General features: G+C 64.7%; 21 protein-coding genes and 4 tRNA genes. 3 read left to right on the top strand and 22 right to left on the bottom strand.

Annotated features, from left to right (window positions below):
* Positions 1 to 32: 32 nt before the first annotated feature.
* A complete protein-coding gene (locus tag CAG22_RS17625; protein WP_085693072.1) occupies positions 33 to 2069 on the bottom strand; it encodes an NADPH-dependent 2,4-dienoyl-CoA reductase in 2037 nt (678 codons plus the stop codon).
* Between the two features lie 191 nt (positions 2070 to 2260).
* On the opposite strand from CAG22_RS17625, the gene CAG22_RS17620 reads away from it, so the two are divergent.
* Positions 2261 to 3379, top strand: coding sequence for a nitrilase-related carbon-nitrogen hydrolase (locus CAG22_RS17620; RefSeq protein WP_025338250.1), 1119 nt, complete (start codon positions 2261 to 2263; stop codon positions 3377 to 3379).
* A gap of 4 nt (positions 3380 to 3383) precedes the next feature.
* Positions 3384 to 4424 (top strand): AraC family transcriptional regulator, encoded by a 1041-nt coding sequence (locus CAG22_RS17615; RefSeq protein ID WP_085705864.1) that lies wholly within the window; start codon positions 3384 to 3386, stop codon positions 4422 to 4424.
* 349 nt (positions 4425 to 4773) lie between these two features.
* Here the strand turns inward: CAG22_RS17615 and CAG22_RS17610 are convergent, their stop codons facing one another.
* The 21 genes from CAG22_RS17610 to leuC form a co-directional block, all read right to left on the bottom strand.
* Positions 4774 to 5613: a DUF2242 domain-containing protein gene (locus CAG22_RS17610; protein WP_085589227.1), complete on the bottom strand. Its 840-nt coding sequence runs from the start codon at positions 5611 to 5613 to the stop codon at positions 4774 to 4776.
* A gap of 200 nt (positions 5614 to 5813) precedes the next feature.
* A tRNA-Asp gene (locus tag CAG22_RS17605) sits at positions 5814 to 5890 on the bottom strand.
* Positions 5891 to 6031: 141 nt separating this feature from the next.
* A tRNA-Asp gene (locus CAG22_RS17600) sits at positions 6032 to 6108 on the bottom strand.
* A gap of 99 nt (positions 6109 to 6207) precedes the next feature.
* Positions 6208 to 6284 (bottom strand) — tRNA-Asp (locus CAG22_RS17595).
* A 66-nt stretch (positions 6285 to 6350) separates the two neighbouring features.
* A tRNA-Val gene (locus CAG22_RS17590) sits at positions 6351 to 6426 on the bottom strand.
* Positions 6427 to 6666: 240 nt separating this feature from the next.
* Entirely contained in the window at positions 6667 to 7440 is a 774-nt protein-coding gene (locus tag CAG22_RS17585; RefSeq protein ID WP_013971614.1) for an SDR family oxidoreductase, read from the bottom strand.
* Positions 7437 to 8648, bottom strand: a complete 1212-nt coding sequence (locus CAG22_RS17580; RefSeq protein WP_085705863.1) for an O-succinylhomoserine sulfhydrylase — start codon at positions 8646 to 8648, stop codon at positions 7437 to 7439. The genes CAG22_RS17585 and CAG22_RS17580 overlap by 4 nt, the downstream gene beginning before the upstream one ends.
* 16 nt (positions 8649 to 8664) lie before the next feature.
* A complete protein-coding gene (purF, locus tag CAG22_RS17575) occupies positions 8665 to 10170 on the bottom strand; it encodes an amidophosphoribosyltransferase (protein WP_025338246.1) in 1506 nt (501 codons plus the stop codon).
* 42 nt (positions 10171 to 10212) lie between these two features.
* The gene (locus CAG22_RS17570; protein ID WP_013971612.1) at positions 10213 to 10770 is read right to left on the bottom strand and encodes a CvpA family protein; all 558 of its coding nucleotides are present in this window, start codon (positions 10768 to 10770) and stop codon (positions 10213 to 10215) included.
* A 213-nt stretch (positions 10771 to 10983) separates the two neighbouring features.
* The gene (locus CAG22_RS17565; RefSeq protein WP_085705862.1) at positions 10984 to 11655 is read right to left on the bottom strand and encodes an SPOR domain-containing protein; all 672 of its coding nucleotides are present in this window, start codon (positions 11653 to 11655) and stop codon (positions 10984 to 10986) included.
* Positions 11639 to 12946: a bifunctional tetrahydrofolate synthase/dihydrofolate synthase gene (folC, locus tag CAG22_RS17560; protein ID WP_085705861.1), complete on the bottom strand. Its 1308-nt coding sequence runs from the start codon at positions 12944 to 12946 to the stop codon at positions 11639 to 11641. Before folC ends, CAG22_RS17565 begins: the two co-directional genes overlap by 17 nt.
* A complete protein-coding gene (gene accD, locus CAG22_RS17555) occupies positions 12946 to 13839 on the bottom strand; it encodes an acetyl-CoA carboxylase, carboxyltransferase subunit beta (RefSeq protein ID WP_025338243.1) in 894 nt (297 codons plus the stop codon). Before accD ends, folC begins: the two co-directional genes overlap by 1 nt.
* A 222-nt stretch (positions 13840 to 14061) precedes the next feature.
* Positions 14062 to 14682 (bottom strand): phosphoribosylanthranilate isomerase, encoded by a 621-nt coding sequence (locus CAG22_RS17550; RefSeq protein WP_025338242.1) that lies wholly within the window; start codon positions 14680 to 14682, stop codon positions 14062 to 14064.
* A 61-nt stretch (positions 14683 to 14743) separates the two neighbouring features.
* Complete coding sequence (gene truA, locus CAG22_RS17545) at positions 14744 to 15610, bottom strand: tRNA pseudouridine(38-40) synthase TruA (RefSeq protein ID WP_085617110.1); 867 nt, start codon at positions 15608 to 15610, stop codon at positions 14744 to 14746.
* Positions 15611 to 15803: 193 nt separating this feature from the next.
* Complete coding sequence (locus CAG22_RS17540) at positions 15804 to 18527, bottom strand: FimV/HubP family polar landmark protein (RefSeq protein WP_085705860.1); 2724 nt, start codon at positions 18525 to 18527, stop codon at positions 15804 to 15806.
* Between the two features lie 71 nt (positions 18528 to 18598).
* Positions 18599 to 19603, bottom strand: a complete 1005-nt coding sequence (locus CAG22_RS17535) for an aspartate-semialdehyde dehydrogenase (RefSeq protein WP_085705859.1) — start codon at positions 19601 to 19603, stop codon at positions 18599 to 18601.
* 906 nt (positions 19604 to 20509) lie between these two features.
* Positions 20510 to 21622, bottom strand: coding sequence for an aspartate-semialdehyde dehydrogenase (asd, locus tag CAG22_RS17520; protein ID WP_003260268.1), 1113 nt, complete (start codon positions 21620 to 21622; stop codon positions 20510 to 20512).
* A gap of 63 nt (positions 21623 to 21685) precedes the next feature.
* Positions 21686 to 22768 carry a 3-isopropylmalate dehydrogenase gene (leuB, locus tag CAG22_RS17515; RefSeq protein ID WP_025338238.1) on the bottom strand — a complete coding sequence of 361 codons (1083 nt, stop codon included), beginning with the start codon at positions 22766 to 22768 and terminating at the stop codon, positions 21686 to 21688.
* A 54-nt stretch (positions 22769 to 22822) separates the two neighbouring features.
* Positions 22823 to 23587 (bottom strand): class I SAM-dependent methyltransferase, encoded by a 765-nt coding sequence (locus tag CAG22_RS17510; RefSeq protein ID WP_085705857.1) that lies wholly within the window; start codon positions 23585 to 23587, stop codon positions 22823 to 22825.
* Positions 23588 to 23734: 147 nt separating this feature from the next.
* The gene (gene leuD, locus CAG22_RS17505; RefSeq protein ID WP_015269431.1) at positions 23735 to 24379 is read right to left on the bottom strand and encodes a 3-isopropylmalate dehydratase small subunit; all 645 of its coding nucleotides are present in this window, start codon (positions 24377 to 24379) and stop codon (positions 23735 to 23737) included.
* Positions 24376 to 25809: a 3-isopropylmalate dehydratase large subunit gene (gene leuC / locus CAG22_RS17500; protein WP_025338236.1), complete on the bottom strand. Its 1434-nt coding sequence runs from the start codon at positions 25807 to 25809 to the stop codon at positions 24376 to 24378. The genes leuD and leuC overlap by 4 nt, the downstream gene beginning before the upstream one ends.
* Positions 25810 to 25940: 131 nt before the next feature.
* Here leuC and CAG22_RS17495 point away from each other — a divergent pair, with 131 nt between their 5' ends.
* Positions 25941 to 26819 (top strand): LysR family transcriptional regulator, encoded by an 879-nt coding sequence (locus CAG22_RS17495; RefSeq protein WP_025338235.1) that lies wholly within the window; start codon positions 25941 to 25943, stop codon positions 26817 to 26819.
* The last annotated feature ends 31 nt before the right edge of the window (positions 26820 to 26850 follow it).

The raw sequence follows: 26850 nt of genomic DNA, 5'->3' as shown, positions 1-26850 counted from the left end.
CCGCGAAGGGCCGCAAAGCGGCCCCGGCGATCTCAGAGCTCAGCCGCCAATCTCGAACCCTGGTTGATCGCCCGCTTGGCATCCAGCTCGGCCGCCACATCGGCCCCACCTATCAGGTGCACCGACTGCCCCGCCGCCACCAGCCCGTCCTGCAGCTCGCGCAGCGGCTCCTGCCCGGCACAGATCACCACGTTGTCCACCGCCAGCACCTGTGGCTCGCTTTCGGCCACGCGAATATGCAGGCCGGCATCGTCGATACCCAGGTACTCGACGCTGTTGAGCATCTGCACCCGCTTGTTCTTCAACCCGGTACGGTGAATCCAGCCGGTGGTCTTGCCCAGGCCGTCACCCACCTTGGATTTCTTGCGCTGCAACAGGTACACCTGCCGCGCCGGGGCATGCGGCTCGGCCTTGATCCCGGCCACGCCACCGCGTGCCTGCAGATGGGTATCGATGCCCCACTCCCTCCAGAACGCCTCACGGTCCTGGCTGGTAGCGACGCCCTGGTGCACCAGGTACTCGGAAACGTCGAAACCGATGCCGCCCGCACCAATCACCGCGACAGTCTTGCCCACCGGCTTGCGCTCGAGCAGCACGTCCAGGTAGCTGAGCACCTTGGCATGCTCGACACCGGGGATGGCCGGCGTGCGCGGGGCGATGCCGGTGGCCAGGATGATCTCGTCGTAGCCACCGTCCACCAGAGCCTGCACATCGACCCGGGTGTTCAGGCGCAGGTCCACGCCCGTGCTTTTGACCTTGTTGCGGAAGTAACGCAGGGTTTCATGGAACTCTTCCTTTCCCGGCACCCGCTTGGCCACATTGAACTGCCCGCCGATCTCGCTGGCGCCATCGAACAGGGTTACCGCGTGGCCGCGCTCGGCCGCCACCGTGGCTGCCGCCAGGCCGGCCGGGCCAGCGCCGACCACGGCAATGCGCTTCACGGTGCGCACGGGCAGGTAGTTGAGCTCGGTCTCGTGGCAGGCACGCGGGTTGACCAGGCAACTGGTCAGCTTGCCGCCGAAGGTATGGTCCAGGCAGGCCTGGTTGCAGCCGATGCAGGTATTGATCTCGTCGCCGCGGCCGGCAGCGGCCTTGTTGACGAAGTCCGGGTCGGCCAGGAACGGCCGTGCCATCGAGACCATGTCGGCATCGCCCTCGGCCAGCACCGCCTCGGCCACCTCCGGGGTATTGATGCGGTTGGTGGTGATCAGCGGAATGTTCACCACGCCACGCAGCTTGGCGGTGACCTTGCTGAACGCCGCACGCGGCACCTTGGTGGCAATGGTCGGGATACGCGCTTCGTGCCAGCCGATGCCGGTATTGATCAAGGTCGCGCCAGCCTGCTCGATGGCCTTGGCCAGCAGCTCGATTTCGTCCCAGGTGCTGCCGCCCTCGATGAGGTCGAGCATCGACAGGCGGAAGATGATGATAAAGTTCGGCCCGACCGCGCCGCGCACCCGGCTGACGATCTCCACCGCCAGGCGCATGCGGTTTTCATAGCTGCCACCCCAGCGATCGGTGCGGTGGTTGGTGTGGGCGGCGAGGAACTGGTTGATGAAGTAGCCTTCCGAACCCATGATCTCGACGCCGTCGTAACCGGCGCGCTGGGCCAGCACCGCGCAATTGACGAAGTCGGCGATCTGCTTCTCGATACCCGCCTCGTCCAGTTCCTTGGGCTTGAACGGGTTGATTGGCGCCTGGATCGCGCTGGGCGCCACCTGGCGCGGGCTGTAGGCGTAGCGCCCGGCATGCAGGATCTGCAGGCAGATCTTGCCGCCGGCAGCGTGTACCGCCTCGGTGACGATGCGGTGCTTGTCGGCCTCTTCCTCGGTGCTGAGCTTGGCCGCCCCGGAATACACCCCACCCTCATCGTTGGGCGCGATGCCGCCGGTGACCATCAGGCCGACGCCACCGCGGGCGCGCTCGGCAAAGTACGCCGCCATGCGCTCGAAGCCGCCCGGGCGCTCTTCGAGGCCGGTGTGCATCGAGCCCATCAGGGTGCGGTTGCGCAAGGTGGTGAAGCCCAGGTCCAGCGGGGCGAGCAGGTGCGGGTAGCGGTCGGCGGCCATGGAAAGGTCCCCAGGTGGCGTGATCACGGAATGCGGGTGCCGCGCTGTCTGGCGGGCCCCGTCGTTTGTCTGCCTGCGACATTAAACAGCCGTTTGAACGGGCTCAATGATCGAAACTGACAAGTTATTGATCCTCGCGCACAGCACGACTACCCTAGGAAACTCTCGTTTCCAAGGCGCTGTCCTGCTTCATGCGAAAACTCCTGGCAAGCGCCCTGGCGCTGGTGATGATCGCCGCCCTCTGCGGCTACGGTTTCTGGACCCAGCAGCGCCCGGAAGGCCACTACCTGTCCGACCTGCGCATCGAACTGGCACTGAACCACGGCGTGCCGGGCGAGCACGGCAACCTGCTCGGCGTCGAACCGCTGCTCTACCCGGGCGACTACCAGAACCTGCAACGCCTGCACCGCAAGCTCGCGGCCTACCTGGAGCAGGCACGTAGCCAAGGGCTTGTCGGCCCGCGTACGGTGGTGGTGCTACCAGAGCACATCGGTACCTGGCTGTGGGCACGCGGCGAAAAGAACGAGCTGTACCAGGTCACGCAAAGCCGCGAAGCCCTGCAATGGCTGGAACTGAGCAACCCGCTGCGCTATGGCCTGGCCATGCTCCGTGCCGACGGGGACGACTGGCGCGCCGACGCGCACCTGCGCATGAAAGCCGAGCAGATGGCTGCGGACTACCAGCAACTGTTCGGCGGCCTGGCCAAGGAATTCAACGTCACCCTGGTGGCCGGCTCCATCGTGCTGCCCGCCCCCTACGTGAAACAGGGTGTGCTGCATGCCGGCAGCGGCCCGCTGTTCAACAGCAGCGTGGTGTTCGCCGGTGACGGCTCGCTGCTGGGCCAACCGCAACGCCAGCAGTTCCCCGACAGCGAAATGCGCCGCTATGTGCACGATGGCCGCCAGCACCCGCTGCAGGTATTGCAAACCCCTGCCGGGCGCCTGGGCGTGCTGGTGGGCAGTGACAGCTGGTACCCGGAAAACCACCAGCAACTGGCACGACAGGCGGTACAACTGATCGCCAACCCGGTGTTCCTCAGCGGCAAGGGCAGCTGGCAAGCGCCCTGGCGCGGCAATCGCCATCAGGATGCCAGCGCCGGGCTGGCCTTGCAGCGCGGCGAAGTCAGCGAACAGGCGGCCTGGCAGCGCCTGACCGAAGCGGCCGGGGCCGGCGTCAGCAGCATGAGCGTGTTCATGCGTGGGCAGTTCTGGGAACAGGGCAGCGACGGCCAGGGCTTTGCCCACCAGGCGGGTGAATTGCTGGCGGGCACCCCCAGCCCTGGCGCCCGCTTGCTGAACCTGTGGTTGTAAGCCCATGGCCCGCCCCCGCGTGCGCCTGGGCGACCTGTCGGTTGGTTTTGTCCAGCCGCTGACCGAGGCCCTGCGCGAACTGGGCCACGACCCCGAGCCACTGCTGCGCCGATATGGCCTGGATGCGGCGCGCCTGAGCGAAGCCGGTGCGCGCTTGTCGATCCCGCGCTACATGCACCTGGGGCACGCCGCCATCGAACTGTGCGGCGAGGCCGCGCTGGGCCTGCACATGGGGCGCCTGAGCCGCCTGGCGCATGCCGGCCTGGCCGGGGTCACCGCTGCCCAGGCACCGAACCTGGGCGAGGCGGCACGCACCCTGTTGCACTTCGAGCCGCTGTACGCCGCCAACTACCGCGGCCACTCCAGTTTTCAGGAAGATGCCCAGGGCGCCTGGCTACGCTTCTACTCCATCAGCCCCTACAACGCCTACAACCGTTTCGTGGTCGATTCGCTACTCGCCGGCTGGCTCGCCCAGCTTGCCGACCTGGCCGGTACGGCAGTGCAGGCCGAACATATGGACATCGAGTTTGCCGCACCCGCCTATGCCGCGCGCTACCAGCCGCTGTGCAGCGCGCCCGTGCAGTTCGCGGCCGACGGCAACCAGCTGCGCCTGAGCCGCGCCACGCTGCAGCTGGCCAACCCCAGGCACTGCCCGAGCACCTGGCAGCACCTGCTGCAGCTGTGCGAGGCGGAAATGTTGCAGCGTACGCGGGTGCGCAGCCTGGGTGAGCGCATCACCCACCTGCTGGGCCCGTTGCTCAATGGTGGCCGTGAACCGGACCTGGAAGAAGTGGCGCTGCACCTGCAACTGCCGACCTGGACCTTGCGACGCAAACTGGCCGAGGAAGGCACGCGCTTTCGCGACCTGCTCAGCGAAACACGGCGCGACCTTGCCGAAACCTACATCCGCGATACGGAGCTGGCCTTTGGCGAGATTGCCTATCTGCTGGGGTTTGCGTCGGCCGAGGCCTTCCAGCGCGCCTTCAAGCGCTGGACGGGCCTTACACCGGGGGAGTTTCGCCGCAGCCAGCGGCGGGCGGGCTAGAGCTCGGTAGCGTCGTCAGCCGGTTCCGGGGTGTCCAGTTCATAAGCCTGGAATTCGAGAAGTTCTTCCTGGTATTCGTCCATAACCCTGCGTCCTCTCATCTCATGATCTTTATCGGTGTCGCCTTCAACCTAAGCAGGTGGAGTGAAGGAATGATGACAAGCTTATGAGTGGTAAACGTAGCAGGTGTTCAGGAAGTTATCGCGGTGCGTCTGTAATAGGGGATGGACTGCCTGCACCGGCCTCTTCGCGGGTAAACCCGCTCCCACAGGTACTGCGCAGATGTTGAGAACTGCGAAGTACCTGTGGGAGCGGGTTTACCCGCGAAGAGGCCGGTGCAGGCAAGCTATCAAAGGGCGGGGGAAGCGGTCTCGGCGGCCTCGGCAGGCTGGGCTTCCTGCTGCACCTCGATCGGTGCCGCCTCCGCTGGCGGCGCCACCGGCTGCGAGCCTTGGCTGTCATCCACCACCGGCGCGGCTACCGCCTCGCTGGCCGGGGCAACAGCGGCCGGGGCTGGCGCCGCTTCAACCAAAGGCACCGCCACCGGGGCCGGTGCCACCGGCGCTGCCGCGGCCTGCTCCGGCAGCCCCAGGGCAGCCGCGGGCGCTTCGACCTTCGGCGCGGGCTCCTCGACCTTGGCCTTGCTCTCCTGCTTAGGCTTGGGCTTTGGCAGGTAGCTCTCCACCAGGGCGAAATAGCGGTCATAGAACTGCGCCGCCGTCACCGTCTCGCTGGCCACCTTGACCATCGAGTCGTCGCTGGAGCCGATCGGCATCGACACCGACCCCAGTACACCAACGCCCAGGCTGGCGGAGGTGTTGGACTTTTTCAGGGCGTAGCGGTCCTGCAGGGCGTTGGCGAACATGGTCGAACGCTGCTCGTCGCTCACATCCGGCGCACAGGTGACGTTGAAACTGATCTGCAGGTGGTTCTCGCTGTTCTGCTGGAAGCTCTTGTTGCCCACCACCTGGTTGGCGCCGCTGCTGGTGATGATGTAACCCTGGCTGAGCAAGGCGCGCCGGGCGGCCTCGCAGGAGCCGGCATCACTCACCGGGAAGCTGCGCGAGAAGGTGCCCGAGTCATCGAAGTTCTCGTGCTCGTAGACGGCGGCTTTTTTCGAGGAACAACCGGTCACGCCCGCCAGCACCAGGGCCAGCCCGAGCGCACCAAAGACGGAAGATCTGGTCATTGCGAATTCCGGGTAAGTCGAGAAGGTGCCTATTGTGCAACACAGCAGGCAGGCACAGGAACCGCTGATCGGTGAAGAGTCTGTCAGGTTCGTGTAAATCTGGGTCAAAGGCGGCGATTGCCAGGCGTAAAAACGAAAAAAGCGACCCGAAGGTCGCTTTATCGTGGCTTCGAGGCGTTCAAGGGGCCTCGAGGCGAAGATGGCGCAGCGGACGGGACTCGAACCCGCGACCCCCGGCGTGACAGGCCGGTATTCTAACCGACTGAACTACCGCTGCGTATCATTCAGGCTTGCGCCCGATTGAAACCTGGGTCTACCCTTCCGGCGCGATGGCCTCAGGGCAGGCACAAAAAAAGCGATAACGTGATCGCTTCTCTTGTGTTTGCTTCAAGGTGTTCAAGGGACCTTGAAACGAAGATGGCGCAGCGGACGGGACTCGAACCCGCGACCCCCGGCGTGACAGGCCGGTATTCTAACCGACTGAACTACCGCTGCGTATCGTTCAGGCTTTCGCCCGATTGAAACTGGGATCAGCCCAAGGCGTTTGCCTTGTGGCTTCAGACCGGTGCCAGGCACCCATCTGTTACTGAAAAATGGCGCAGCGGACGGGACTCGAACCCGCGACCCCCGGCGTGACAGGCCGGTATTCTAACCGACTGAACTACCGCTGCGCAGTGCGTTCCTCTCTGGCTATCGGCTTCTTGCGAAACCCGAAGCACCAGGAACATCTCAGGAAGTGGTGGGTGATGACGGGATCGAACCGCCGACCCTCTGCTTGTAAGGCAGATGCTCTCCCGGCTGAGCTAATCACCCTCGCGATGTTGCTTGTTGCGTTTGCTTCGCTGAGGCCGCGAAATTTACGCAGGTGGCGAAGCTAAGTCAATAGCCCCATTGAATTTTTTTCAGAAAAGCGCAAAAGCGGTGCGGTTGCCTGTGGCGGCCTCTTCGCGGGTAAACCCGCTCCCACAGGTACTGCACAGGCCTTGAGAACTGCGCAGTACCTGTGGGAGCGGGTTTACCCGCGAAAAGGCCGGTACAGGATATGCAAAAGGCTCAGGTATAGATCATCTTGCGGGTCATGCCGCCATCGACCACGAACTCCTGGCCGGTGACGAACGCCGCTTGCCGAGACAACAGCCAGGCAACCATGGCCGCCACGTCCTCCACCGTCCCTACCCTGCCCGTCGGGTGCTGGGCATGGTCCGCCTCGGTCAACGGCTCGGCACGGCGCTGCGACGGGTCACGGGCATCGATCCAGCCCGGGCTCACCGCATTGACGCGGATCTCCGGGCCCAGGCTCATGGCCAGGGCATGGGTCAAGGCCACCAGGCCGCCCTTGCTCGCCGCGTAGGCCTCGGTATCGGGCTCGGACTGCCGCGCCCGGGTGGAGGTGAGGTTGACGATCGCCCCGTTGTGCGCACGCAGGTACGGCGCACAATGCTTGGCCAGCAACATCGGGCCGTTGAGGTTGACCGCCAGCACCCGGTTCCACTGCGCCAGGCTCAGGCTTTCGAGGGTCTGGTTGTGCGGATTGGCGATGGCCGCATTGCACACCAGCGCGTCCAGGCGGCCAAACTGCCCCAGCACCTCGGACACCCCGGCGCTGACCTGGGCCTCGTCGGCAACGTCCATGGTAATGAACCAGGCATTGTCACCCAGGGCCTTGGCCGCCTTGGCGCCACGCTGGCGGTCAAGGTCGCTGAGCACCACCTGCCAGCCTTCGCAGATCAACCAGGCGGCAATGCCCAGGCCGATGCCGCGCGCGGCACCGGTCACCAGGGCTACCCGGCCGTTATGGCCGGGCGTACCGCCGCGGATTTCGATCACAGTACCGCCAACCCACGCGCCAGGTCGGCCTGCAGGTCGGCCACATCTTCCAGGCCCACGGCAACGCGGATCAGGCTGTCGCGGATGCCGGCGGCTTCACGTTCCTGCGGCGTCAGGCGACCGTGGGAGGTGGTGGCCGGGTGGGCGATGGTGGTCTTGCTGTCACCCAGGTTGGTGGTGATGGAAATCACCCGGGTAGCGTCGATGAAGCGCCAGGCGCCCTCTTTGCCACCCTTGACCTCGAAGCTGACCACCGCACCGAAGCCACTCATCTGGCGCTTGGCCAGTTCGTGCTGCGGGTGGCTCGGCAGGCCAGCGTAATGCACCTTCTCCACGCCCTCCTGCTGCTCCAGCCACTCGGCCAGTACCTGGGCGCTTTCGCAGTGCGCACGCATGCGCAGGCGCAGGGTTTCCAGGCCCTTGGTGAAGATCCAGGCGTTGAACGGGCTGAGGGTGGGGCCTGCAGTACGCAGGAAGCCCACCACTTCTTTCATCTGCTCGGCACGGCCGGCAACCACGCCACCCATGCAGCGGCCCTGGCCGTCGATGAACTTGGTGGCCGAGTGGAACACGATGTCGGCACCCAGCTTCAGCGGCTGCTGCAGCGCCGGGGTGCTGAAGCAGTTGTCCACCACCAGCATGGCACCGTGGGCATGGGCGATTTCGCTGAGGGCGGTGATATCGACCAGCTCGGCCAGCGGGTTGGACGGCGACTCGACGATCAGCAGCTTGGTATTGGCCTTGATGGCCTTTTCCCAGCCGGCGAGGTCGACCAGTGGCACGTAGTCCACCTGCACGCCAAAGCGCTTGAAGTACTTCTCGAACAGGCTGATGGTCGAGCCGAACACGCTCTGCGATACCAGCACATGGTCACCGGCACTGCACAGCGACATCACCACGGCGAGGATCGCCGCCATGCCGGTGGAGGTGCCCACGGCCTGCTCGGCGCCTTCCATGGCCGCCAGGCGCTCCTCGAAGGCACGCACAGACGGGTTGGTGTAGCGCGAATAGACGTTGCCCGGCGTTTCGCCGGCAAAGCGCGCGGCGGCATCGGCAGCCGTGCGGAACACATAGCTGGAAGTCAGGAACAGCGCTTCGCTGTGCTCGGCCTCCGGTGTACGGTTTTGACCGGCGCGCACCGCCAGGGTGTCGAAACCGACACCCTCGAGGTCACTGTCCAGTCGTCCGGCATCCCATTGATCCGTCATGCCGTCGCTCCCGAAATCAGTTGTTGTAGAGGTCGATGATCGCGCTGACCGCCTGGTTCTTGACCTTGGCCAGGTCGTTACGAGCCTGCTCGATACGGTCGAGGTAGGCTTCGTCGATATCGCCGGTGACGTACTCACCGTTGAATACCGCGCAATCGAAGTGGTCGATCTTGATCTTGCCGCCACCGACCGAGTCGATCAGGTCCGGCAAGTCCTGGTAGACCAGCCAGTCGGCGCCAATCAACTCGGCCACTTGTTCGGTGGTACGGTTGTGGGCGATCAGTTCGTGAACACTCGGCATGTCGATGCCGTAGACGTTGGGGTAGCGCACCGCAGGGGCTGCGGAGCAGAAGTAGACGTTCTTGGCGCCGGCTTCGCGAGCCATCTGGATGATCTGCTTGCAGGTGGTGCCGCGCACGATCGAGTCGTCCACCAGCATCACGTTCTTGCCGCGGAACTCCAGCTCGATGGCATTGAGCTTCTGGCGTACCGATTTCTTGCGCGCGGCCTGGCCGGGCATGATGAAGGTACGGCCGATATAGCGGTTCTTGACGAAGCCTTCGCGGAACTTGACGCCCAGGCGGTTGGCCAGTTCCAGGGCCGCGGTGCGGCTGGTGTCCGGGATCGGGATGACCACGTCGATGTCGTGCTCGGGGCGCTCGCGCATGATCTTGTCGGCCAGTTTTTCACCCATGCGCAGACGGGCCTTGTACACCGACACGCCATCCATGATCGAGTCCGGGCGGGCCAGGTAGACATGCTCGAAGATGCACGGTTGCAGCTTCGGTGCTTCGGCGCACTGCTTGGTGTACAGCTGGCCTTCTTCGGTGATGTATACCGCTTCGCCCGGCGCCAGGTCGCGGATCAGGGTGAAGCCGAGCACGTCCAGGGCCACGCTTTCCGAGGCGATCATGTATTCCACGCCTTCGTCGGTGTGACGCTGGCCGAACACCACCGGGCGGATGCCGTTGGGGTCACGGAAGCCGACGATGCCGTAGCCGGTGATCATCGCCACCACGGCGTAACCGCCGACGCAGCGGCTGTGCACGTGGGAAACCGCGGCGAACACGTCTTCTTCGGTCGGCTGCAGCTTGCCACGCACCGCCAGCTCATGGGCGAACACGTTCAGCAGTACTTCCGAGTCGGAGTTGGTGTTGACGTGGCGCAGGTCGGACTCGTAGATCTCCTTGGCCAGCTGCTCGACGTTGGTCAGGTTGCCGTTGTGTGCCAGGGTGATGCCGTATGGCGAGTTGACGTAGAACGGCTGGGCCTCGGCCGAGGTCGAGCTGCCCGCAGTCGGGTAGCGCACGTGGCCGATGCCGATGTTGCCGACCAGGCGCTGCATGTGGCGCTGCTGGAACACGTCGCGCACCAGGCCATTATCCTTGCGCAGGAACAACCGGCCGTCATGGCTGGTCACGATACCGGCAGCGTCCTGGCCGCGGTGCTGGAGGACCGTAAGCGCGTCATACAGCGCCTGATTGACGTTCGACTTACCGACGATACCGACGATGCCACACATGCGACGCAACCCCTACTTTGACGAAACTTGAGTGAATAGCGCTCAGGGCTTTGCCGGCCCGAGCAACTGTTCCTTGAACGGAAGATCAGCTGGAGTGCCGATCAGCCCACTGGGTGTCCACTGGCCGGTAAAACCCAGGATCAGGTTTTTCGACCAGTCGGCGACCAAGAGAAATTGTGGTATCAGGCGTGATTCCTGCCACCAGGTGTCCTGTTGAACCGGCCCCAGGCTGATCAGCCCGATGGCCACCACCACCAGCAAGGCCCCGCGCGCGGCGCCGAAGGCCATGCCCAGGAAACGATCGGTACCGGACAGCCCGGTCACGCGGATCAGCTCGCCGATGAGGAAGTTGATCATGGCCCCCACCAGCAAGGTGGCGACGAAAAGAATGGCGCAGCCGGCGATGACGCGCATCGACGGCGTCTGGATGTAGCTTTCAAGATACACCGAGAGCGAACCGCCGAACATCCAGGCAACCGCACCGGCAATGATCCAGATGAGCAAGGACAAGGCTTCCTTGACGAAGCCGCGCTTGAGACTGATCAGTGTGGAGACGGCGATGATCGCGATGATCGCCCAATCAACCAAGGTAAATGCCACGGTGCTGCCTGCAGACGTTTGAGGCGGCGCATTTTAACAGAGCGGCGGGGGCTTGGGTAAGCGGAATGTCAGACAGATTGGTGTTGGCTTCATCGCCGGCAAGCCGGCTCCCACAGGGACTGCGCAGGCCTTGAGAGCAGCGCGGTCGAGGTGGGAGCTGGCTTGTCGTGGCGACGAACCGCGTCGGTGGGCGGCAAAGCCACCCCCGGGTCATCAGCTGCGCTCAGGCTGGAAGCGCACCACGAAGCCCTTGAGGCTGTTCTGACGGTTGATGGCGTCACGCACGCGCTCGGCCTCGGCCCGCTCGATCAGCGGCCCCACGTACACCCGGTTCATGCCACCCGCCGAGCGGATATAGGCGTTGTAACCCTGGCTACGCAAGGTTTGCTGCAGCTTTTCGGCCCCGGCACGGTTGGACAGGCTGGCCAACTGGATCGACCAGCTGACCGGCAGGCCGTTGACGTCGATCTTCGATGGCGCCGCCGGCGCGGCCGGCTTGGCTGCCGGCTGAGGCTCGACCTTGGCCACGGGCGCCTGCGGCTTGGCGGGCTGAGGCTGGGGCTGGGACTGCACCTGCGACTGAGGCTGGGTCTGGGGTGACGGGGTAATCGGCTGGCTGGGCGCGCTCGCCGGCGCGGTGGACTCGTCCACCACCACCGGTGGCTGTTGCGGCTCTTGCGCAATGGCCTGCGGCTCCGGCACGGCGACCGGTTCCACCTTCACCTCCGGCAGGCTTGGCATGGCCGGCGCCTGCGGGGCCTCGACGCGCACCTGACGCATCTCGTCCTCGCGGGTGAACAGCATCGGCAGGAAAATCACCGCCAGCGCCACCAGCACCAACGCACCCACCATGCGCTGTTTCATCCCTTTATCCAGCACTGCCATCTACTCCACCCTCCTGGGCGTGCCGCTCCAGCCATTCCAGTGCCTGGGCAACACAGAAAAACGAACCGAACAGCAAGATCTGGTCATCCGCCGTTGCCTGCGCGCATTGCCCTTCAAGGGCAGCATCGACGCTGGCATAAGACTTCACCGCGGCGCCGACGTTCGTCAAGGCCGTGGCCAGCTCCGCAGCCGGGCGGCTGCGCGGGGTATCCAGTGGCGCCACTGCCCAGTCGTCGACCAGCCCCTGCAGCGGCGCGACAACACCGTCCAGGTCCTTGTCGGCGAGCAGGCCGAACACCGCCAGGCGGCGCCCCTTCAGCGGCCGGGCCGCCAGGCGCCGGGCCAGGTACTCCGCGGCATGCGGGTTGTGCCCGACATCCAGCAACAGTTCCACCGGCTTGCCCTGCCAGCTCAGCAGGCGACGGTCGAGGCGACCTGTGATGCGGGTATCCAGCAGCGCCTGGCGAATCTGCCCGGCGTCCCAGGGCAGGCCCATCAGCAGGTAGGCCTGCAGGGCCAGCGTGGCGTTTTCCATGGGCAGGTCGAGCAAAGGCAGGCCACGCAGCTCTACCTGCGCACCATCAGCCGCAGTACCCCGCCAGTTCCAGCTGCCATCGGCACTGGCCAGGTCGAAGTCACGACCACGCAGGAACAGCGGCGCAGCCAGTTCGGCGGCCTTGTCCAGCAGCGGCCGAGGCGGATCCAGGTCACCGCACAGTGCCGGCTTGCCCTGACGGAAGATGCCGGCCTTCTCGAAGGCCACCAGCTCGCGGGTATCACCCAGGTAATCGACATGGTCGACGCCGATGCTGGTCACCAGGGCCAGGTCGGCATCCACCACGTTCACGGTGTCCAGGCGGCCACCAAGGCCCACTTCCAGTACCACGGCATCCAGCTGCGACTGGTAGAACAACCAGAACGCGGCCAGGGTGCCCATCTCGAAGTAGGTCAGGGAAATATCGCCCCGCGCCGCCTCGACGGCGGCGAAGGCTTCGCACAGGGCCTCATCGCTGGCTTCTTGGCCATCGATCAGCACCCGCTCGTTGTAACGCAACAGGTGCGGCGAACTGTACACGCCGACCTTGAGCCCCTGGGCACGCAGCAGCGAGGCCACGAAGGCGCAGGTCGAGCCCTTGCCGTTGGTGCCGGTCACCGTCACCACGCGTGGCGCCAGCTTGCCCAGCGCCAGCCGGGCAAGCACCTTCTGCGACCGCTCCAGGCCCATGTCGATGGCCGAGGGGTGCAACTGCTCGAGGTAGGCGAGCCATTCGCCCAGGGATCGTTGTTTCATCACGCGACGGCAGCCGCCTCACGCGCTTGCTCCGGGGTTTCCTGGCCGGTCATCTGCGCCAGCAGGCGGGCCAGACGCGGGCGCAGTTCGCCACGGGAGATGATCAGGTCGATGGCGCCGTGCTCCAGCAGGAACTCGCTGCGCTGGAAGCCTTCCGGCAGCTTCTCGCGCACGGTCTGCTCGATCACGCGCGGGCCGGCGAAGCCGATCAGTGCCTTCGGCTCGCCGACGATCACGTCACCGAGCATGGCCAGGCTGGCGGAAACACCACCGTATACAGGGTCGGTCAGTACCGAGATGAACGGGATGCCTTCTTCACGCAGGCGCGCCAGCACGGCCGAGGTCTTGGCCATCTGCATCAGCGAGATCAGCGCTTCCTGCATGCGTGCACCGCCCGAAGCGGAGAAGCAGACCATCGGGCAGCGGTGCTCCAGGGCATAGTTGGCCGCGCGCACGAAGCGCTCGCCGACGATGGCACCCATGGAGCCGCCCATGAACGAGAACTCGAAGGCGCTGACCACGATCGGCATGCCCATCAGGGTGCCGCTCATGGAGATCAGGGCGTCCTTCTCGCCAGTCTGCTTCTGCGCCCCGGTCAGGCGGTCCTTGTACTTCTTGCCATCACGGAACTTCAGGCGGTCGACCGGCTCCAGGTCGGCGCCCAGTTCGGCACGGCCATCGGCGTCGAGGAAGATGTCGATGCGCGCACGTGCGCCGATGCGCATGTGGTGGTTGCACTTGGGGCAGACATCCAGGGTCTTTTCCAGCTCCGGACGATACAGCACGGCCTCGCAGGCCGGGCACTTGTGCCACAGGCCTTCAGGCACCGAGCTCTTCTTCACCTCGGAACGCATGATCGAAGGGATCAGTTTGTCGACTAACCAGTTGCTCATGCTTTCTTTCTCCAGTATTGGCAGGCGTGGGCCGGTGTCGCCGGCCCTGCCCTGCCCTTGAGCTCAAAATCTTTTATGAAACGATGATGGACCGGCCGCCGGGACTTCCAGCGCGCCACCCCACCGCTAATGTGTTGTCTTGCCGCCACAGGCGCAGGCGGCTGCCCCGCAGGGCTGCGAAAGCTATGGACGATGGCGCGCAGCCAGCCGTCACATCTGCCATCACGCCTGTTTCACCGCACGCATGAATGCCTCGATCTTCGCCGCGTCCTTGATGCCCTTGGCTTGCTCCACGCCGCCACTGACATCCACCGCGTACGGCCGCACCTGGGCGATGGCCTGGCCGACATTGTCGGCAGACAACCCGCCCGCCAGTATGATCGGCTTGCTCAGGCGCGCCGGCACCAGCGACCAGTCGAACGCTTCACCGGTGCCTCCGGGTACGCCTGGCACATAGGTGTCCAGCAGAATGCCGCGGGCACCGGCGTAAAGCTGGCAGGCCGCCTCCAGGTCGTCGCCCGGGCGCACGCGCAGGGCCTTGATCCAGGGGCGGTGGTAGCCTTCGCAGTCCTGCGGGGTTTCATCGCCGTGGAACTGTAGCAGGTCCAGCGGAACCACTTCGAGGATCTCGTTCAGCTCGCAGCGCGAAGCGTTGACGAACAGCCCGACCGTGGTCACGAACGGCGGCAGCTCGGCGATGATCGCCCGCGCCTGGCGCACGTCCACGGCGCGCGGGCTCTTGGCATAGAAGACGAGGCCGATGGCATCGGCGCCCGCTTCGGCAGCGGCCAGTGCGTCTTCGATGCGGGTAATCCCGCAGATCTTGCTGCGAACATTGCTCATGGACAGCGAACCCTGCTTGTTACGGTGAAAGGCCGGATGTTAGCAAATGACTTTTCGCCCGTCAGTCTGCCAATGCCTCGTAGCCGGTCAAAAAGTGTGGGCCGATGTAACGCTTGGGCAGCGCGTATTCCTCGGGATACTCCACCTGCACCAGGTAGAGCCCGTACGGGTGCGCCGTGACCCCGCCTTCGCGGCGGTTGCGCCCCTCCAGCACCTCACGCGCCCAGGTGACCGGGCGTTCTCCGGCACCAATGGTCATCAGTACACCGGCAATGTTACGCACCATGTGGTGCAGGAAGGCCGTGGCACGCACATCCAGCACGATCATCTGGCCATGGCGGGTGACGCGCAGGTGGTAGATGTGCTTGATCGGCGACTTGGCCTGGCACTGACTGGCGCGGAAGGCACTGAAGTCATGGGTACCGAGCAGGTACTGCGCGGCTTCGGCCATGCGTTCGACATCCAGCGGGCGGTGGTTCCAGGTGACTTCCTCGGCCAGGTGCGCCGGGCGGATCGGGTCGTTGTAGATGACGTAGCGGTAACGCCGGGCGCAGGCCTTGAAGCGGGCATGGAAGTCGGCCGGCATCGGCCGCGACCAGACCACGCTGATGTCATGGGGCAGATTGAAGTTGGTGCCCATGGTCCAGGCGCGTTCGTCGCGCACGGCGCGGGTGTCGAAGTGCACGATCTGCCCGCAGCCATGCACGCCGGCGTCGGTGCGCCCGGCGCAGATCACCGAGATCGGCTCGTTGGCCACCTTGGACAGGGCCTGCTCCAGGGCCTGCTGGACACTGGGCACGCCACTGGCCTGGCGCTGCCAGCCACGATAGCGCGCGCCTTTGTATTCCACGCCCAGGGCGATGCGGGAGTAGCCTTCGGCCGCGGACTCGGCGGCGGCGGCGGCGGTGTCGATGATGTCCAAAAGCATGAAACCTGTGGGGTGTACGGAATGGCGGGGATTATAACGACAACGGCAGCCGTGTAGGGCTGCCGTTGAATATGCACTGCCTTTCAGGGCCTCTTCGCGGGTAAACCCGCTCCCACAGGGCCCGCACAGAATTCGGACCTGTGATGAACCTGTGGGAGCGGGTTTACCCGCGAAGAGGCCGGAGCAGGCAACCTCAGACCAGCCGGGAGAGCATGTCCTCGGCTTCCTGACGCTGGCTGTCGTCGCCATCCTTGACCACTTCATCGAGGATGTCGCGCGCGCCCTGGTTGTCGCCCATGTCGATATAGGCGCGGGCCAGGTCAAGCTTGGTGGCCACTTCGTCGCTACCGGAGAAGAAGTCGAAGTCCAGGTCGTCCAGTGGCTCGGGCTCTGGCTGGGCAACCGCGTCTTCACTGGTGAAGTGCGGCTCCAACGACGGCGATTCGAGGCTCTGCGACAGCTTGTCCAGTTCGGCGTTGACGTCGTTCAGCTCCGAGGCAAAGCTCTTGGCTGCCGGCGAATCGTCTTCCAGCGACAGCGAAAGATCGAAGTCGGACGGCAGGTCGAACTCGGAAAGCGGGTCGAACGCTGGCTCGCTGTCGAAGGCAGCCAACTCGGCGGCGACATCCACCGGGGCTTCGTCCACCGCTGCCGGGGCGGCCGGGGCAACCGGTTCGCTGATGTCGAGGTCGAAATCGGACAGGTCCACAGCGGGCTGTGGCTCGGCCTGGGCCAGCATGGCCTCGAACTCGGCGTCGGCGTCGGCCTGCAGCTCGGCATCCACGGCAAACGGCTCGTCTTCCGGCTGAGCCGCTTCCAGCATCGGTTCATCCAGTACCGGCTCGTCGACGACAGGTTGCTGGCCCACCGATTCGTCCAGCAGCGGCGCCGCCAGCGGGTCTTGCTCGGGCAGGTCGTCACCCAGACTCAGGTCGAAGGCACTGTCCAGGTCCTGCTCGTCCAGGCCCGGCGCATCGAGGGCCGGCACTTCATCGAAGGCATCCAGCTCAGCATCCAGATCAACTTCGGGCTCAAGCACTGCCTCAGGTTCCGCCTGGGCAACGGCCTCTGGTTCAACCGCCACCTCTGGCTCGAACGCCGGCTCTTCCTCGGGTGCCACGTCGGCAACCACTGGCGTTTCAGGCTGATCCTGCAGCAGCTCCTGCACGTACTGCTCATCCATCTCGGCAGCCAGGGCCGCCGCGCCCAGGCCGGCAGCGGCCAGGCCGAGCATGGCCGGGTAGCGCTCTTTCAGCCCGGCAACCGCTGCACTGTTCGGCTCGCTGGCCGGCAGCTTGCGTTCCTGCTCGACGAACGCGCTCTGGTCACCCTGGCGGGCGTACACATCCATCAGTTTCAGACGCAGGTCGTCACGCTGCGGCGAGGCGGCCACTGCAGGCTCCAGCAGGTCGGTGGCGCGGTTCAGGCGGCCTTCGGCCACGCATTGCTCGACCTCCGCCAGCAGCGCTGCGTGGGGGTCGGCTTGCGGTTCAGGTTGCGCTTCGACGGCGGGTGCCGATGTTTTTTCCGCGGCGGTGGCGGCGGCAGCCGAAGCAGCGACCACGGCCGGCGACAGGGTCACGCTCGGGGCCGAGACCTCGACGCCATCGAAGCTTGCGCTATCGCTGTCGAAGCCTGCGCCCTGCTCTTCTTCCAGCGCCCGCGCCATGCGCAGGTGCTTTTCAGCCTCCTGCTGGGCCTTGCGCTTGCGCGCCAGCAGCAACAGCAGAAGCAGCAGTACGAGGAAGGCACTACCGGCAATCAGCCCAAGCAGCAGCGGGTTGCCCATGATTTCGTCGACCATGCTGCCAGGCTGGCCGGCAGGTGCGGCCTCGGCGGCGGGCGCCGGCTTGGGTGCGGTATCGACGGCGGCAGGCGCAGGCTTGGCGACCGGTTGGGCCGGCGCCGCCGCACCCTGGGCTTCAAGGCGGGCCAACTGGTTGTTCTTCAGCTCGATCAGACGCTGCAGCTTGTCCAGCTGGCTCTGCAGGTCGGCCATGCGGCTCTTGAGTTCTTCGTTGTCGCGACGGCTGGTGTCCAGGCTTTCCTGGGCCACCGCCAGCTTGTCGTTGAGGGCCTTGGCCTGGTCGGCACCGGCCTGGTTGCCCGGGCTGACCAGGCGCAGGTTGTCGCCCTGGGCGATACGCGCCGGCGCTGCCTCGGCGGCACCGCGACGGGTGGCGTCCAGCTGGCGGGCACGCGGGCCCAGGCGACGGCCTTCACGCCAGGCAGCATACTGCTCGGCCACCTCGGCGGTCGCCTCTCCCTGCGGGATATTCTGGATCTGCTGCTGGTCGGGCAGGCGCAACACCTGGCCAACCTTCAGCTGGTTGATGTTGTTGCCGATGAAGGCGTCCGGGTTCAGCGCCTGGATCGCGATCATGGTCTGCTGGATCGAACCACCCTGGGTGTTGCGCGCGGCAATCTGCCACAAGGTGTCGCGGCGTTGGGTGGTGTAGCTGCCGGCAGCGGTCACCGCTGGTGCTACATTGCCTGCTGCCGGCTTGTCGCCCTGGGCCTTGGCCTGGTCGAGCAGCACGCTGTAGTCACGCAGCAGGCGGCCCTGCGGCCACATCACCTGGACCAGGAACTTTACCACCGGTTCAGGCAGCGGCTGGCTGGAGGTAACCCGCAGCACGCTCTTGCCGTTGGGGTTGATCACCGGCGTGAAGGTGAGGTCTTCGAGGTACGTCGGCAGCGCCACCCCGGCCTTGCTGAACTCTTCCGGCGGCGCCAGGCTCGGCGCCACTTCGGCGGCGGTGAGGTCGCGCACGTCGAGCAGCTCGATCTCGGCGTCCAGGGGCTGGTTCTGTGCCGACTTGAGGGTCAGCTCCCCCAGGCCCAGGGCATTCGCCATGCCCGACGACAGCGCCGATGCTGCAGCCATGGCCAGAACCAGTTTGCGAATTCGAAGCATGACCTCTTCCCTTGTATAAAGCGTCCTGAAACCTGCATGCGGAGCAGGACAATAGTGCTCGCCAGTATCTTTTACGGCATGTGTTTAATCAACAATTGCGCCACTTGCACGGCATTGAGCGCGGCGCCTTTGCGCACGTTGTCGGTGGTCAGCCAGAGGTTGAGTTGCTGGTCTTCATCAACACCGTGCCGTACACGACCAACATAGACCACGTCCTGGCCCACTGCGTCGCCTACCGGGGTCGGATAATCATCGCGCTCCACCAGTTCGACGCTGTCGGCCGCCTCGAGGGCCTGGTTGACAGCGTCCAGGTCTACCGGGCGACGGCTCTGCACCGCCACACTGAAGCTATCGCCGAAAAACACCGGGACTTGAACGCAGCTCACGGAAATCTTCAGTTCCGGCAGGCCCAGCAGCACGCGCAGCTCGCTGACCAGGCGGTGCTCCAGGGCCGTGTGGCCTTGCTCATCGGCGGCTCCGACCTGGGCCAGCATGTTGAACGCCACCTGGCGATCGAAGAAGCGTGGCTCCAGGGGGCGGGCATTGAGCAACTCGGCGGTTTGCCGGGCGAGTTCGTTGACCGCTTCACGGCCTTGTGCGGACACCGCCAGCGCGGCCATTACCTGCACCCGCTCGATATCCAGCAGGCCTTTGAGCGGTGCCAGTGCAACGGCCAGGGCAACCGCGGCCGAGCACGGGCTGACGATGCGGGCGGGCAATGCCAGGCTGGTCAGGCGTTCGGCGTTGGCTTCTGGCACCAGGGCGAGGGCGTCGTCCAGGCCAGCGGACAGGTCGATGACCGTGCAGCCTGCCTGCAGCGCCTTGCTGGCAAAGCTGCGGCTGACGGCGGCGCCTGCGGCGAAGAAGGCCAGCTTGACCTGGGCGAAGTCGAAGCTGTCCACTTCACGCACCTTCAGCTTCTTGCCGGCGAACATCACGCTGCTGCCCGCCGATTCCATGCTGGCCAGCAGGTGCAGGGTGGCGACCGGGAAATCCAGCTCTTCGAGGATCTGCACCAGGGCTTCACCGACGCTGCCGGTGGCGCCGACGACGGCGATGTCCAAAGGGTGTGTCATGGAAGGGATCCTTTTGCTGAAAACGGCGGGGGGCGGCACTTTACTCGGATTGTAGAGTTTTGTCTGTGCTGGCCCAAACCTAGAGCTGCGCTGCGCCGCGCCGCTCTTGATCTTGATCTTGATCTTGATCTTGATCTTCGCGACTTCAGAAGGCCGAGCAGAGGTCTTGCGGAGGGAGGTGACGGGCATGGATGCCCGTCAAGCGCTGAGGCCCCATGGATGGGGCCTGCAGCGCGTACTCCCGGGAGCAAGACCGGCGCGAGGGAACCCCGGAGCGTAGCGGAGGGGCCGGATGATGGGAGCGCAGCGTTTTTTGGTTACTTTTTGCCGCGTTTGGCAAAAAGTGACTCGCCGTAAGGGCGAAAAGGTGAGTCAGCGTCGCCATCGCAAACGGACTGTTCGCCATATCAAAACCGTCGCTTAAAGCTTTTGGGCTTTTGGGCTTTTGGGCTTTTGGGCTTTTGGGCTTTTGGGCTTTTGGGCTTTTGGGATGTAGGCATTCACATCGAGTAGGCATTCATTCGCGATGGTGGCGCCAAGTCACCTTTCCGCCCTTACGGCGGGTCCCTTTTTGTCGTGGCAAAAAGGAACCAAAAACCGTCGGCTCCCATCATCCGGCCCCTACGCTTCGCTCCGGGGTACCCTCGCTACGGGCCTGCTCCCGGGAGTACGCGCTGCAGGCCCCATCCATGGGGCCTCAGCGCTTGACGGGCATCCATGCCCGTCACCTCCCTCCGCAGTCCCTTCGCTCGGCCTCCTGAAGTCGCAATCGGCGGCGCCTGAACTATCGCGCGCCTAGAAGCAAAAGCAAAAGCAAAAGCAAAGAGAGCCGGGCCGGCCGGGATGGATCGGAAATAAAAAAACCCGCGCTGTCACCAGCGCGGGTTTTCGGTCAGACCGGAACGATCAACGCTCCAGCAGAATCCGCAGCATGCGACGCAGCGGCTCGGCCGCGCCCCACAACAGCTGGTCACCTACGGTGAACGCGCCCAGGTACTGGGAGCCCATGTTCAGCTTGCGCAGACGACCAACCGGGATGTTCAGGGTGCCGGTAACCTTGGTCGGGCTCAGCTCCTGCATGCTGATTTCACGCTGGTTAGGCACCAGCTTCACCCAAGGGTTGTGCTGGCTGATCATGCCTTCGATGTCGGCCAGCGGCACGTCCTTGTTCAGCTTGATGGTCAGCGCCTGGCTGTGGCAACGCATGGCGCCGATGCGCACGCAGATGCCGTCGACCGGGATCGGGCTCTTGAAGCGGCCGAGGATCTTGTTGGTCTCGGCCTGGGCCTTCCACTCTTCACGGCTCTGGCCGTTCGGCAGTTCCTTGTCGATCCACGGGATCAGGCTGCCAGCCAGCGGCACGCCAAAGTTCTCGGTCGGGAAGGCTTCGCTGCGCATGGTCTCGGCAACCTTGCGGTCGATGTCGAGGATGGCGCTGGCCGGGTTGGCCAGGTCATCGGCAACGGCAGCATGGGTAGCACCCATCTGCTTGATCAGCTCGCGCATGTTCTGCGCGCCGGCACCCGAGGCCGCCTGGTAGGTCATGGCGCTCATCCACTCGACCAGGCCGGCTTCGAACAGGCCACCCAGGCCCATCAGCATCAGGCTGACGGTGCAGTTGCCGCCGATGTAGTTCTTGGTACCCGCGTCCAGCTGCTGGTCGATGACCTTGCGGTTGACCGGGTCGAGGATGATCACCGCGTCATCCTGCATGCGCAGGGACGAGGCGGCGTCGATCCAGTAACCCTGCCAGCCGGCTTCACGCAGCTTGGGGAAGACCTCGTTGGTGTAGTCGCCGCCCTGGCAGGTCAGGATCACGTCGAGGGTCTTGAGTTCTTCAATCGAATAAGCGTCCTTGAGCGGAGCTGTATCCTTGCCCACGTTCGGGCCCTGGCCGCCAACATTGGAGGTGGTGAAGAACACCGGCTCGATGAGGTCGAAATCCTGCTCCTCCAGCATCCGCTGCATGAGCACGGAACCGACCATACCGCGCCAACCGATCAGACCTACACGTTTCATCGCAACTACACCTTTGCTAAAAGTGGGCCGCCACCGGGAATTTTGGGTGGCGGGCCAGAGAGATTACAGATTCCGCAGCGCTGCGACTACTGCGTCGCCCATTTCCTGCGTACCAACTTTGCGGCAGCCTTCCGAGAAGATGTCGCCGGTGCGCAGGCCCTGGTCCAGGACCAGGCTCACGGCCTTCTCGATCGCCTCGGCGGCAGCCGACTGATTGAAGCTGTAACGCAGCATCATCGACACCGACAGGATGGTCGCCAGCGGGTTGGCGATGCCAAGGCCTGCGATGTCCGGTGCCGAGCCGTGGCACGGCTCGTACATGCCCTTGTTGTCGGCATCCAGCGACGCCGAAGGCAGCATGCCGATGGAACCGGTCAGCATGGAAGCCTCATCCGACAGAATGTCACCGAACATGTTGTCGGTCACCATCACATCGAACTGCTTGGGCGCACGCACCAGCTGCATGGCGGCGTTGTCGACGTACATGTGGCTCAGCTCAACATCCGGGTAGTCCTTGGCCACGTCCTCGACCACTTCACGCCACAGCTGGCTGGAAGCCAGGACGTTGGCCTTGTCCACCGAGCAAAGCTTCTTGCCACGCACGCGGGCCATGTCGAAGCCGACACGGGCGATGCGGCGCACTTCGCTTTCGCTGTACGGCAGGGTGTCGTAGGCCTGGCGCTCGCCGTTTTCCAGCTCGCGCTGGCCACGCGGGGCACCGAAGTAGATACCGCCGGTCAGCTCACGGACGATGAGGATGTCCAGGCCGGAAACGATCTCTGGCTTGAGCGACGAGGCATCGGCCAGTTGCGGGTAGAGGATGGCCGGGCGCAGGTTGGCGAACAGGCCCAGTTGCGAACGGATTTTCAGCAGGCCGCGCTCGGGGCGGATGTCACGCTCGATCTTGTCCCACTTCGGCCCGCCCACGGCGCCCAGCAGCACGGCATCGGCCTTGCGCGCACGCTCCAGGGTCTCGTCGGCCAGCGGCACGCCGTGCTTGTCGATGGCGGCGCCACCGATCACGTCGTGCTCCAGGCTGAAGCCGAGCTGGAACTTGTCGTTGGCCAGCTCCAGCACCTTGACCGCCTCGGCCATGATTTCCGGGCCGATACCGTCACCTGGGAGAATCAGAATCTGCTTGCTCATGCTTTCCTCTATCCAATCACGCGGTGCGGCCAAGCGGGCCCCACCGAAAAGTTCTTAACGCTCGGCCCACAACACCAGCACATCGGTGCTGAACGAACCATCGGCCTCGATCTGGTAATACTGCCGTACTTCTTCACCCATGGCTTGCTGCAATTGGCGAATTGCCATGCGCATTGGCTCGGGGGTGCGCATGCGCTCGACCCAGCTGGAAAACTCCAGGCGCAGCGGCTGGCGGGTGTGGCTGCGTACATTTAGGCCAGCCTCGCTGACCTGGCGCTGCCATTCGGCGGCGGAATAATCGCGCACGTGGCTGGTGTCGCGCAGTACTTCGACCGTTTGCAGGTAGGTATCGAGCAGCGGGCTGCCCGGCGACATCACGTCGATGAACGCTGCCACGCCACCCGGCTTGAGCACCCGGCGCACTTCGCGCAGGGCCAGGCCCAGGTCGCTCCAGTGGTGGGCCGAGTAGCGGCTGAAGACGAAGTCGAACGAAGCGTCGGCGAACGGCAGGCGTTCGGCGGCACCGCGCTCGGTGGTGATATTGGCCAGGCCGCGCTCGGCGGCGGCACTGGCGACCACGTCGAGCATGGCCTGCGAGAGGTCGTAGGCGACCACTTCGGCGACCAACGGAGCGACGTGGAAGCTGACATGACCGGCGCCGCAGCCCAGGTCCAGCACGCGGGCATGGCCCTGCCCCGCCAGCGCGGCCTGCAGCAGGGCGAATTCACTGCCCTGGGCGTGCACAGCGCTGCTGAGGTAGGCGCTGGCCTGTTCGCCGAACTGGCGTTGGACCACATCGGTGTGCTGGGTGCTGGTCATGTCTCGATCCTTCTGGTTTCGGGTTGTCTCTACTGGCCCTATCGCCGGCAAGCCAGCTCCCACAGAGAACCTACAGCCTTCAGACCTGTGGAGTTCCTGTGGGAGCTGGCTTGCCGGCGATGAGGCCAGCAAACCCAACTAAATCATTCAGGCATCCCGGAACAGCCAAGGCTGCCCGGCGCGGTGCTTGCCTTCGAAGGCCTTGATCGCATCGCTGTCCTGCAGGGTCAGGCCAATGTCGTCCAGGCCGTTGAGCAGGCAGTGCTTGCGGAACGCATCGATCTCGAAGTGCAGCACCTTGCCATCCGGACGGGTCACCGCCTGCGCCTGCAGGTCGATGGTCAGCTGATAGCCCGGAATGGCTTCGACCTGCTTGAACAGCTCGTCGACTTCCTCGTCGCTGAGGATGATCGGCAGCAAGCCGTTCTTGAAGCTGTTGTTGAAGAAGATGTCGGCAAAGCTCGGCGCGATCACGCTGCGGAAGCCGTACTCGTCCAGCGCCCATGGGGCGTGCTCACGGCTGGAGCCGCAACCGAAGTTCTCCCGCGCCAGCAACACGCTGGCACCCTGGTAGCGTTCGTGGTTGAGCACGAATTCCTTGTTCAGCGGGCGCTTGCTGTTGTCCTGGTAAGGCTGGCCCACATCCAGGTAACGCCACTCGTCGAAAAGGTTGGGGCCGAAGCCGGTGCGCTTGATCGACTTCAAAAACTGCTTGGGGATGATCTGGTCGGTGTCGACGTTGGCACGGTCCAACGGCGCGACGAGGCCAGTGTGCTGGGTAAAGGCTTTCATGCTGCGCTCCCTTGGATCAACTCGCGGACATCGATGAAGTGGCCGGTCACCGCGGCGGCGGCGGCCATGGCCGGGCTGACCAGGTGGGTACGGCCACCGGCACCCTGACGGCCTTCGAAGTTGCGGTTGGAGGTGGACGCGCAGTGCTCGCCGCTCTCCAGGCGGTCCGGGTTCATCGCCAGGCACATCGAGCAGCCTGGTTCACGCCATTCGAAACCGGCCTCGAGGAAGATCTTGTCCAGGCCTTCACGCTCGGCCTGGGCCTTGACCAGGCCCGAGCCAGGCACCACCAGCGCCTGCTTGACGTTGGCAGCGACCTTGCGGCCCTTGGCGATTTCGGCGGCGGCGCGCAGGTCTTCGATGCGCGAGTTGGTGCACGAGCCGATGAATACGCGGTCGAGCTTGATATCGGTGATCGCCTGGTTGGCGGCGAGGCCCATGTACTTGAGGGCACGCTCGATCGAACCACGCTTGATCAAGTCAGGCTCGGCAGCCGGGTCCGGCACGCGCTGGTCGACGGCGAGGACCATCTCCGGCGAAGTGCCCCAGCTGACCTGCGGCTTGATTTGCGCAGCGTCGAGCTCGACCACGGTGTCGAACACCGCATCAGCGTCGGAAACAAGGCCTTTCCAGGCTTCGACCGCCTGCTTCCACTGCTCGCCCTTCGGCGCGTACGGGCGGCCTTCGACATAGGCAACGGTGGTGTCGTCCACCGCCACCAGGCCTACGCGGGCACCGGCTTCGATGGACATGTTGCAGATGGTCATGCGGCCTTCCATCGACAATTCGCGGATGGCGCTGCCAGCAAATTCCATGGCGTGGCCGTTACCACCGGCAGTACCGATCTTGCCGATCACGGCCAGGACGATGTCCTTGGCGGTAACGCCGGCAGGCAACTGGCCTTCCACGCGCACCAGCATGTTCTTCATCTTCTTGGCGACCAGGCACTGGGTAGCGAGCACGTGCTCTACTTCGGAGGTGCCGATGCCGTGCGCCAGGGCACCGAAGGCGCCGTGGGTGGAGGTGTGCGAGTCACCGCAGACCACGGTCATGCCAGGCAAGGTGGCACCCTGCTCCGGGCTGATGACATGGACGATGCCTTGACGCTCGTCATTCATCTTGAATTCGACGATGCCGTATTCGTCACAGTTCTCGTCGAGGGTCTGCACCTGCAGGCGCGACACCTGGTCGACGATGGCCTCGATACCGCCCTTGCGCTCTGGCGTGGTCGGCACGTTGTGGTCCGGCGTGGCGATGTTGGTGTCGATGCGCCAGGGTTTGCGGTTGGCCAGGCGCAGGCCTTCGAAGGCCTGGGGCGACGTCACTTCGTGGATGATGTGACGGTCGATGTAGATCAAGGACGAGCCGTCATCACGGCGCTTGACCTCATGGGCTTCCCAGAGTTTGTCGTAGAGCGTTTTGCCAGCCATCAGACTGTTCCTCATCAGCGTCTTTCTATGCCAAAGACCCCTTGGCTTGTGCGGTCGATGCTAGGGGGTTAAATTGAATAACTCAAATTCATAATTTTTATGCTTTGGATAACCAACAGGAATACAACCCCATGGATCTGGCGAACCTTAGCGCCTTCATCGCGATAGCCGAAACCGGTAGCTTTTCCGGGGCGGCCGACCGCCTGTTCCTGACCCAACCGGCCGTCAGCAAGCGCATCGCCGGGCTGGAACAGCAACTGGATGTGCGCCTGTTCGACCGGCTGGGCCGCGAGGTGACCCTGACCGAGGCCGGCCGCGCCTTGCTGCCCCGCGCCTACCAGATCCTCAACGTCCTTGATGATACCCGGCGCGCACTGACCAATTTGACCGGGGAAGTGAGTGGTCGGCTGACCCTTGCCACCAGCCACCATATCGGCTTGCACCGCCTTCCCCCGCTGCTGCGGGCTTTCACTCGGGAATACCCGGCAGTGGCGCTGGATATTCAGTTCATGGATTCGGAACAGGCCTACGACGAAATCCTCCATGGCCGCGCCGAGATTGCCGTTATCACCCTGGCGCCCGAGCCGCACCACCTGGTCAAGGCCGTGCCGGTGTGGGACGACGCCCTGGACTTCGTCGCCGCCCCCGAGCACCCGCTGGCCAACAACCATACGGTCAGCCTGGCCGACGTCGCCCGCCACCCGGCCGTGTTCCCCGGCGGCAACACCTTTACCCACCATATTGTCCAGCGCCTGTTCGAAAGCCAGGGCCTGACGCCGAACATCGCCATGAGCACCAACTATCTGGAAACCATCAAGATGATGGTGTCGATCGGCCTGGCCTGGAGCGTGCTGCCGCGCACCATGCTCGACGAACAGGTTGCACCCATCGCCTTGCCGGGCATACAGCTGTCGCGCCAGCTAGGCTACATTTTGCACACGGAGCGTACGCTATCGAACGCGGCCAGGGCATTCATGGCCCTGCTCGACAGCCACGCAGGGCCCGCCTGACCGGTCGTCAGCCCGGTATTGCCACCTCCAA

It is taken from the genome of Pseudomonas sp. B8(2017), assembly GCF_002113575.1.
Classification (GTDB): Bacteria; Pseudomonadota; Gammaproteobacteria; order Pseudomonadales; family Pseudomonadaceae; genus Aquipseudomonas; species Aquipseudomonas putida_Z.
Note: the sequence above shows the minus strand (reverse complement) of the source record. Positions and strands in the feature narration are given on the sequence as shown.

Excerpts from the sequence above, each read along its gene's own strand:
- CAG22_RS17625 (WP_085693072.1), bottom strand. The coding sequence starts at position 2,069 with ATGGCCGCCGACCGCTACCCGCACCTGCTCGCCCCGCTGGACCTGGGC.
- CAG22_RS17620 (WP_025338250.1), top strand. The coding sequence starts at position 2,261 with ATGCGAAAACTCCTGGCAAGCGCCCTGGCGCTGGTGATGATCGCCGCC.
- CAG22_RS17615 (WP_085705864.1), top strand. The coding sequence starts at position 3,384 with ATGGCCCGCCCCCGCGTGCGCCTGGGCGACCTGTCGGTTGGTTTTGTC.
- CAG22_RS17610 (WP_085589227.1), bottom strand. The coding sequence starts at position 5,613 with ATGACCAGATCTTCCGTCTTTGGTGCGCTCGGGCTGGCCCTGGTGCTG.
- CAG22_RS17580 (WP_085705863.1), bottom strand. The coding sequence starts at position 8,648 with ATGACGGATCAATGGGATGCCGGACGACTGGACAGTGACCTCGAGGGT.
- purF (WP_025338246.1), bottom strand. The coding sequence starts at position 10,170 with ATGTGTGGCATCGTCGGTATCGTCGGTAAGTCGAACGTCAATCAGGCG.
- CAG22_RS17565 (WP_085705862.1), bottom strand. The coding sequence starts at position 11,655 with ATGGCAGTGCTGGATAAAGGGATGAAACAGCGCATGGTGGGTGCGTTG.
- folC (WP_085705861.1), bottom strand. The coding sequence starts at position 12,946 with ATGAAACAACGATCCCTGGGCGAATGGCTCGCCTACCTCGAGCAGTTG.
- accD (WP_025338243.1), bottom strand. The coding sequence starts at position 13,839 with ATGAGCAACTGGTTAGTCGACAAACTGATCCCTTCGATCATGCGTTCC.
- CAG22_RS17550 (WP_025338242.1), bottom strand. The coding sequence starts at position 14,682 with ATGAGCAATGTTCGCAGCAAGATCTGCGGGATTACCCGCATCGAAGAC.
- truA (WP_085617110.1), bottom strand. The coding sequence starts at position 15,610 with ATGCTTTTGGACATCATCGACACCGCCGCCGCCGCCGCCGAGTCCGCG.
- CAG22_RS17540 (WP_085705860.1), bottom strand. The coding sequence starts at position 18,527 with ATGCTTCGAATTCGCAAACTGGTTCTGGCCATGGCTGCAGCATCGGCG.
- CAG22_RS17535 (WP_085705859.1), bottom strand. The coding sequence starts at position 19,603 with ATGACACACCCTTTGGACATCGCCGTCGTCGGCGCCACCGGCAGCGTC.
- asd (WP_003260268.1), bottom strand. The coding sequence starts at position 21,622 with ATGAAACGTGTAGGTCTGATCGGTTGGCGCGGTATGGTCGGTTCCGTG.
- leuB (WP_025338238.1), bottom strand. The coding sequence starts at position 22,768 with ATGAGCAAGCAGATTCTGATTCTCCCAGGTGACGGTATCGGCCCGGAA.
- CAG22_RS17510 (WP_085705857.1), bottom strand. The coding sequence starts at position 23,587 with ATGACCAGCACCCAGCACACCGATGTGGTCCAACGCCAGTTCGGCGAA.
- leuD (WP_015269431.1), bottom strand. The coding sequence starts at position 24,379 with ATGAAAGCCTTTACCCAGCACACTGGCCTCGTCGCGCCGTTGGACCGT.
- leuC (WP_025338236.1), bottom strand. The coding sequence starts at position 25,809 with ATGGCTGGCAAAACGCTCTACGACAAACTCTGGGAAGCCCATGAGGTC.
- CAG22_RS17495 (WP_025338235.1), top strand. The coding sequence starts at position 25,941 with ATGGATCTGGCGAACCTTAGCGCCTTCATCGCGATAGCCGAAACCGGT.